This window comes from Brevinema andersonii, from assembly GCF_900112165.1.
Taxonomy (GTDB): domain Bacteria; phylum Spirochaetota; class Brevinematia; order Brevinematales; family Brevinemataceae; genus Brevinema; species Brevinema andersonii.
In genome coordinates this window covers 80,063-87,200 of sequence record NZ_FOKY01000003.1, presented here as the reverse complement: position 1 = coordinate 87,200, position 7,138 = coordinate 80,063, and the positions used below count along the sequence as shown (strand labels likewise).

Below are 7,138 nucleotides of genomic sequence, written 5' to 3'. Positions count from 1 at the left end.
GTACAATAATCTAGGACTACTGCACGTTGTTCTCTAGAAGTTTGCCCCAAATAACCTGAGATAGTGCCAATTTGCCAGCGCGCTTGCCTGGGATAGAAAAACCTGCAGAGCCGCACGCTGCAACATCTTGGCTATATGGCAAAATTATCGCACCGCCCAGAAACGTACGAGCCTCTGCAGGCTGCTATACTAATAATAGGGGTACGGAAATGCTGTCTACTAAAAATCCAGAAACCGGATAAGCATCTTGCCAGCTAAGATGTTGCATGATTATTATAAATCAAAATTAAAAAGGAGTCAATTTTTTCTTAAACTACTCATTCTTAAATATAAAAACATCTTGCTTTTCTAGTATTGTTAAAATATTTCTCAAAATAATATAATATATTTGTCTTTGATGGGCTATTATTCCAGCATATTTTGATATATTTTCTATTTTATTGTTTAGATTTTTTTTTATATGACGATATATATTTAAATCATTAATTCTTAGGAGCTTAAGATGCGGAAATATTTTTTTAACGTTTTTTTCTTAATGTTTATACTTATTACGCCTAATTTTTCTCTAGAACTTATTATGACTCCATTTCGTTTTAATTATTATGTTTACTATCAAATATTATATAAAACTCAAGGTATTTCTCCACAAGAATTTAAAAATATTACTGTCCAGGAAGATACCACGACTAAGTTGGTATTTCAATATGATGGAAAAACTTATTCTGCACATGTTCTTTCTCAAGGTGCTATTTTAGTGAAAATGCCTGATAGCTTAAGAGATCGTTATTTATCTCAAAATAGGTTTCCTAAAATTATTCTTTATAATTTCGATAAATAAAAAATAGCCCTAAAGGCTATTTTTTATGTGTTTTTTTTCAATAATGATACTGTCGGTGTCCATCGATGGGGCTTGAAACATAATATCCAGCATTGCTTCTTCAATAATAGATCTCAAGCCACGGGCACCACTTTTACGTTCTAAAGCTTTTGCTATAATAGCTTGTAATGCAGAATCTGAGAATTGTAGGTCAATATCATCAAATGATAATAATTTTTTGTATTGTTTAGTTAACGCATTTTTTGGTTGAGTGAGAATTTGTAATAATTCTTTTTCACTTAGTTCTGAAAGCACCGAAAAAACAGGAATTCTTCCAATAAATTCCGGAATTAAACCAAATTTTATTAAATCTTGAGTCTCAAGTTGAGAGAAAATATTCTTATTATTAAGATTTTCATGTGATTTTTTAAATCCCATGCTGTTTTTTCCAATACGATGTTTAGTGATCTCTTCTAATCCGACAAATGCTCCTCCTACAATAAATAAAATATTAGTAGTATCTATCATTATTTGCTGTTGTTGAGGGTGTTTTCGGCCACCCATCGGAGGAACACCAACAATAGTGCCTTCAATTAATTTTAATAATGCTTGCTGAACACCTTCTCCGGATACATCGCGTGTAATGGAAAGATTTTCACTTTTTCGGGCAATTTTATCAATCTCATCAATGTAGATAATACCTGTCTGAGCTTTTCTAATAATAGGATCCCAATTGCGGATCTCATCCAAGTTTTGACCGGCAGAGTTTTGAAGGAGTCTTAAAAGAACATTTTCAACATCGTCGCCCACATAACCAGCTTCTGTTAACGTGGTAGCATCTGCAATTGCAAAAGGAACATCCAACAAACGGGCTAATGTCTTAGCTAAAAGAGTTTTCCCCGATCCTGTTGGTCCTATTAATAGAACGTTGCTTTTTTCAAGCTCAGTTGAATCATCCAAACTAGGAGTGCTTAAAATACGCTTGTAATGATTGTAAACAGCTACTGAAAGAACTTTTTTGGCATGGTCTTGCCCTATAACATATTGATCTAAAAATTCTTTCATTTCTATCGGTTTAGGCAATTTTTTAATACTTTCTTTTTGGTAATCAAGGTGTTTATTTTCTGCGAATTCTGCTGCTTTTGCCAAACATTCTTGGCATACTAGGGTTCTGTTTTTGCTACGGTATAATTTTACTGTTGTTGAGGGAGCATTGCAAATGTCGCAATGAACCAAATGTTCGTTTGTATCTTTAGATTTCATCTTGCTAACCTGCTTGTACTATTTTTTTTCGATAATGCTGTCGATTAATCCATACTTTAAGGCTTGTTCGGGAGACATAAAATTATCGCGTTCTACATCTTTTTCTATTGTTTTTAGGCTTTTTCCGGTATTTTTAGCCAGCATAGCATTGAGCATTTCTCGTAATCTCAGAATTTCTTTAGCTTGAATCTCAATATCTGTAGCCTGACCTTGAGCGCCTCCGCTAGGCTGGTGGATCATTATCCGCGAATTAGGCAGAGAAAAACGTTTGCCTTTAGCTCCGGCTGCAAGTAGAAAGGCTCCCATAGAAGCTGCTTGTCCCATACAAATTGTAGATACATCTGGCTTGATAAACTGCATGGTATCGTAAATAGCTAATCCAGCAGTAACAACGCCTCCAGGAGAATTAATATATAATTCTATATCTTTATCAGGATCTTCTGCTGCTAAAAATAGCAGTTGAGCTATAATTAAATTAGCAACATCATCATTAATAGGAGTTCCGAGTAGAATTATTCGTTCTTTAAGAAGTCGAGAATAGATGTCATAAGCCCGTTCTCCTCTTCCTGTCTGTTCAATGACCATAGGCACTAACATATTTTGTTCTTGATGGTAAATCATGTTTCCTCCGAAAAATTGAAAATTCACCCTATTTATGATAAAATTTTTATGCGGGAAAATCAAGTTTTAGGAGTATTTATTATGAAAACAGCTTTAATGATTTCATTTTTATTTTTAGGGCAGACTTTTAATATAGAGTTGGCAATCAATCCGGTCGAACAGGCAACAGGTTTAATGTACCGTCTGCAATGGGATGATTCTTTTCAGGGTATGCTTTTTATCAACAAAGCTCCTAAACAAGTATCTTTTTGGATGAAAAATACTTATTTGAATCTTATTATGCTTTATCTGGATAGTAATTTTAATATTGTCGAACTCCATCGCCCTGTTCCTTATGATTCTCGCAGTATTGTTTCAAAAACCAGTAACATTCAGTATGTTTTGGAATTAAATCCAAAATATGAAATGAAGGTTATTCAGAATTGGCATGCTTTTAAAGTCAAGCTCGAAGAGGAAGTAGCTATAGCTACTCATAATGTTATGCTTTATAGATAGCGGTTCCAACTGTTTTTTTTGCGGGTAATTTCAGATAGATCTTCATGATTTGATAAGCGCATAATATTTTCTAGTTGTTCTAATACTTTGATGCCATATTGGATTGCTTCTTTAGAGTGATTAAGAGTATAAAGTTCCATCCACATATTGGAACATTTGTCTAATAATTTAATGATAAAATTTAATAATTCTCTTATTTCCTCATATTGAGGATGTTGTAAATTTCTTATAATAGAGAAGTATTCCTTAAAATTTGATGCGTTTAATGTAAAGCCTATAATATCATTGTATGTATTGACATGTACAACATTATATTTTGAAGTTTTGTGATAGAGTTTTTTAACTGAAAGTAAACTGAAATCCAACTGTTGCAGTAAATGTAATAATCTGGTTGGTGTCAGTTTTTTTAGTTGCTGAAGAAATTTTGTATTTTGTGTAAGGGAAATACTGACTTGTGCACCAAAACTAGCTTTCATTTTTTGCGTAATAAATATAAAATATTTTCTCATTTGATCTAAATATTCTTCGCTGTTTCTGTTGAATACGGATTGATATTTATTGTTGATGCTGATATATAAACGAATTAATTTTAGATATTGGGTGATTAATGCAATAGCAATGTAACATGATTCAATATCTTGTTTGCTTAAGGGGTTAGTTTCTAGAATTTGGATTTGTTCTAAAATAGTTTTTATTTGTGACGATTCCAATTGAATATCTTCGATGAAACGTGCTTTCTTGATATATTCTGAATTAGCGGACATGTTTTTCCCTTTCATTTGCTATTTTATTTATCGGTATAATTTTATAAAAAGGAAAGTTTATGAATGATAAACGCCAAAAATTTTTTATTAAAATTTTGGAAAAATTAGAAAAATTAGAAAAAAAAGAGTGTGTTGATATTATAAAATTGTTGTTTGAAGAACGGCAATTATGGTTTGATATTATTGAGTCTTCTGGTTTAAAGTTGCTGATTTACAGAGATCATGAAGTTATTTATGATAATTTCAGTGCTATTCTAGCAGAGATTCCACAATTAGAATTACTACCTAAAAATATGATAATTACTATTCAAGATATTTATCATAAAGAAAGAATTTTAGATATAAAATATTTTATATCTGGAAGATTTCGAATATTCTGTCTTCAAGATATTGGAATTATTCAAGAGCAGGATGTAAAAATGAAAACACAAAATAGCCTTAATGCCTTAGAAATGCTTGCTGCTGGCATTGCTCATGAAATTAAAAATCCACTTTCTGCTATTGATATTCATACTCAAGTTATTGAAAAAAAAATAAAAAATGAAATTATAACCTTACCTAAAGAGTTTTTTGATTATATCGGCGTGGTAAAAAAAGAAAGTGAACGTTTGTTGTTGGTTGTGGATCATTTTCTGAGTAGAGCACGTAAACAAAAGCCTATTTTAGAATTTTCTGAAGTAAAAGATATTATCGAACAAACAATTGCATTGTTTCAGATAGAATTAGAGCAAAAGCAAATTAAGATTATTATTTCCTTAGATGAGGTGCCTAGAATTTTTACTGTACCTGCATTTTTACAGCAAATATTAAGTGATATCATCCGCAATGCTATTGATGTTTTGGAATTTCATCAAATGGAAAAAATCATTAAAATTACTATGAGGGAGAATAAATGGAAAAATGCTATTATTATCAGTATTGAAGATTCTGGTCCAGGGATTTCACTATCTGTGAAGAAACGTATTTTTGAACCGTATTATACAACAAAAAAAAATGGAACGGGATTGGGGTTAACATTAGCGAAAAAAATGACTCAGGAAATAGGGGGGGATATTATAGTGAAATCCAGTATTTTAGGTGGTGCTTCTTTTTGTATTTTGTTACCGATTTCATTAGGCCAGAAAAAATTACCATGGATTCAATAATAAGCTTATAATATTAAAATGATAAATTATTTGCTGTTATTATGTTTTATTAGACCTGATAACGTATCTAATTCTTTAATAACGTCGATTTCCCTATAGGCAATATTTTGTGGCAGGTTAAGATGAATAGGAGCAAAATTAAGAATTCCTTTGATGTTACTGTTTATAATGATATTGTTCACATTTTGTATGGCATATACCGGTAATGTTAGGATAACAAAGTCAATAGTATCAGTTGAGGTAAGAGGAGTAAATTCATTGATATGATATATTTTTATTCCTTTGAAGGAATTTCCTACTAATTCTGGATTAACATCAAAAATATAGTTTACACTGTAAGGAGCATCTTCTGAACACAAAAATCGGACGATAGCTTTTCCAATATTTCCCAACCCGATAACAGCTACATTTTTACGAATATCTTTTCCTAAAAAATCTTGAATACACTCAATTAAGCGTGTTGTTTCATAACCTTTGCCGCGTCTACCAATAGACCCTAAGATACTAAGATCTCTTCTTATTAAGGATGCATCAAGTGATAAATATTGGGCAAATGTTTCTGAGTCAATAATATCACCGTTTTTAAAGTGCATTTTAGTCAAAAGGCGGTGATATAATGCTAAGCGTTCTAAGACCAACTCACTTATTTTTGATTTTTTTTTCATATCAAACCTTATAATTTTGTATTGCTAGTAAAATCTTTTCTTTGAATTCTACAAGTGAATATCGAGATGTCCTACAAGCTGCTGCTTGTCTATGGCCTCCGCCTCCAAATAATTCTGCAATTTGTGCTACGTTAGTGTTGTTTTTACTGCGCAGTGATGCTGTAATAATATTATTTTCTTTTTCTTTAAGAAAAATATAGACTTGTATATTTTTGAGACTGGCAAAAATGGGTAAAAGAACATTAGTATCATCAAATCCATCAGCTTTTTTAATATCTTCTAACATAATGTAGGTAATAGCAATATCTTGATAAATTTCAAGATGTGTTATGGAGATTTGAAGTAATGTTAGCCAAGATTCCGGATAAGATTGATAAACATATTGAAATATTTTCGTAGGCAATATACCACAATTTATCAATTCTGCTGCAATAATGTGGGTATTAGATGTTACTTTATCATACTGAAAACATCCTGTATCGGTCAATATGCCTAAGTATAAATTTTCTGCAATTTCTTTAGTGATGGGAATGTTAAGAATGTGGTATATATGGACTAATAATTCTGATGTACTAGATATATCATGAACAATATTAATGTCTCCAAATAGAGGATTTGTGATGTGATGGTCAATATTGATAATTATTTGGTTGCTTAAAATATCTTGACTGACAGATCCTGCTCGATCTATTTGGCCACAATCTAGAAAACATACAACATTGGTGTTTTCATTATGTAATTTTTGCATGGTAGAGTTATTCCAAAGCTGGATTTCTTTAAATTTTGGTAAAAAATGTAGATTCGGAGGAGGGAAATCATGGATAATAAGATCATATTCTATATTAAAATAAGAACATATAAATGAAAATGCTAATAAACTACCTATTGCATCTCCATCTGGATTTTGATGAGTAGTAATTCGAACTCTCGAAGCACTTAATAAAATTTTTTTTAGATGAGTTACTTCATTATATAGTCTACTTAGCATGTCTCATCGTCAATAAGCTGGTTAAGCCAAATATTATAATATTCATCATCGTTTATAGGATCAAAACGAATTTCGGGAGAATATCTTAATCCTAAATTGGAACCAACCAAAGAAGAAATATATCCTGATGAACGTCTTAATGCTTGTAATGTTTTGTTGATATTTCTTTTATTGGTACTGAAAATACGAATTTTTACATATACTATTCTTAAATCTTTAGATAAATGGACATCAAGTATACTTGATAAAGCTTGTATACCTGGATCTTTAACCTCTTTTGAAATAATATTTGTGATTTCTTTCATGAAAATTTTTTTTAAACGTTCTATTTTTCTTGATTTAATATTATTCGTATTTATTTTTTTTATCATAGATTTTTT

General features: G+C 31.0%; 10 protein-coding genes. 4 read left to right on the top strand and 6 right to left on the bottom strand.

Going from position 1 to position 7,138, the window contains the following annotated elements; all coding sequences use genetic code 11:
• Nucleotides 1-83: 83 nt before the first annotated feature.
• On the top strand, nt 84-242 hold the full coding sequence (locus BM018_RS07800) for a hypothetical protein (RefSeq protein ID WP_159428163.1): 159 nt from the start codon (nt 84-86) through the stop codon (nt 240-242).
• A 260-nt stretch (nt 243-502) separates the two neighbouring features.
• Nucleotides 503-838: a hypothetical protein gene (locus tag BM018_RS03755; RefSeq protein WP_092318770.1), complete on the top strand. Its 336-nt coding sequence runs from the start codon at nt 503-505 to the stop codon at nt 836-838.
• A gap of 9 nt (nt 839-847) precedes the next feature.
• On the opposite strand, the gene clpX is transcribed toward BM018_RS03755, so the two are convergent.
• Both clpX and clpP read right to left on the bottom strand, forming a co-directional pair.
• Complete coding sequence (gene clpX / locus BM018_RS03750) at nt 848-2,080, bottom strand: ATP-dependent Clp protease ATP-binding subunit ClpX (RefSeq protein ID WP_092318768.1); 1,233 nt, start codon at nt 2,078-2,080, stop codon at nt 848-850.
• An 18-nt stretch (nt 2,081-2,098) separates the two neighbouring features.
• On the bottom strand, nt 2,099-2,701 hold the full coding sequence (gene clpP, locus BM018_RS03745) for an ATP-dependent Clp endopeptidase proteolytic subunit ClpP (protein WP_200778562.1): 603 nt from the start codon (nt 2,699-2,701) through the stop codon (nt 2,099-2,101).
• An 81-nt stretch (nt 2,702-2,782) separates the two neighbouring features.
• Between clpP and BM018_RS03740 the strand changes: the two genes are divergently transcribed.
• Nucleotides 2,783-3,196, top strand: coding sequence for a DUF192 domain-containing protein (locus tag BM018_RS03740; RefSeq protein ID WP_159428162.1), 414 nt, complete (start codon nt 2,783-2,785; stop codon nt 3,194-3,196).
• On the opposite strand, the gene BM018_RS03735 is transcribed toward BM018_RS03740, so the two are convergent.
• Nucleotides 3,187-3,960 (bottom strand): hypothetical protein, encoded by a 774-nt coding sequence (locus BM018_RS03735; protein ID WP_092318764.1) that lies wholly within the window; start codon nt 3,958-3,960, stop codon nt 3,187-3,189. The genes BM018_RS03740 and BM018_RS03735 overlap by 10 nt on opposite strands.
• 59 nt (nt 3,961-4,019) lie before the next feature.
• On the opposite strand from BM018_RS03735, the gene BM018_RS03730 reads away from it, so the two are divergent.
• A complete protein-coding gene (locus BM018_RS03730; protein WP_092318762.1) occupies nt 4,020-5,105 on the top strand; it encodes a sensor histidine kinase in 1,086 nt (361 codons plus the stop codon).
• A 26-nt stretch (nt 5,106-5,131) separates the two neighbouring features.
• Here the strand turns inward: BM018_RS03730 and BM018_RS03725 are convergent, their stop codons facing one another.
• The 3 genes from BM018_RS03725 to rbfA are packed head-to-tail and all read right to left on the bottom strand — an operon-like array spanning nt 5,132 to nt 7,129.
• The gene (locus BM018_RS03725; protein ID WP_092318760.1) at nt 5,132-5,770 is read right to left on the bottom strand and encodes a redox-sensing transcriptional repressor Rex; all 639 of its coding nucleotides are present in this window, start codon (nt 5,768-5,770) and stop codon (nt 5,132-5,134) included.
• A 1-nt stretch (nt 5,771) separates the two neighbouring features.
• Nucleotides 5,772-6,758 carry a DHH family phosphoesterase gene (locus BM018_RS03720; protein ID WP_092318758.1) on the bottom strand — a complete coding sequence of 329 codons (987 nt, stop codon included), beginning with the start codon at nt 6,756-6,758 and terminating at the stop codon, nt 5,772-5,774.
• Nucleotides 6,752-7,129 carry a 30S ribosome-binding factor RbfA gene (rbfA, locus tag BM018_RS03715; RefSeq protein ID WP_159428161.1) on the bottom strand — a complete coding sequence of 126 codons (378 nt, stop codon included), beginning with the start codon at nt 7,127-7,129 and terminating at the stop codon, nt 6,752-6,754. Before rbfA ends, BM018_RS03720 begins: the two co-directional genes overlap by 7 nt.
• Between the last annotated feature and the right edge of the window lie 9 nt (nt 7,130-7,138).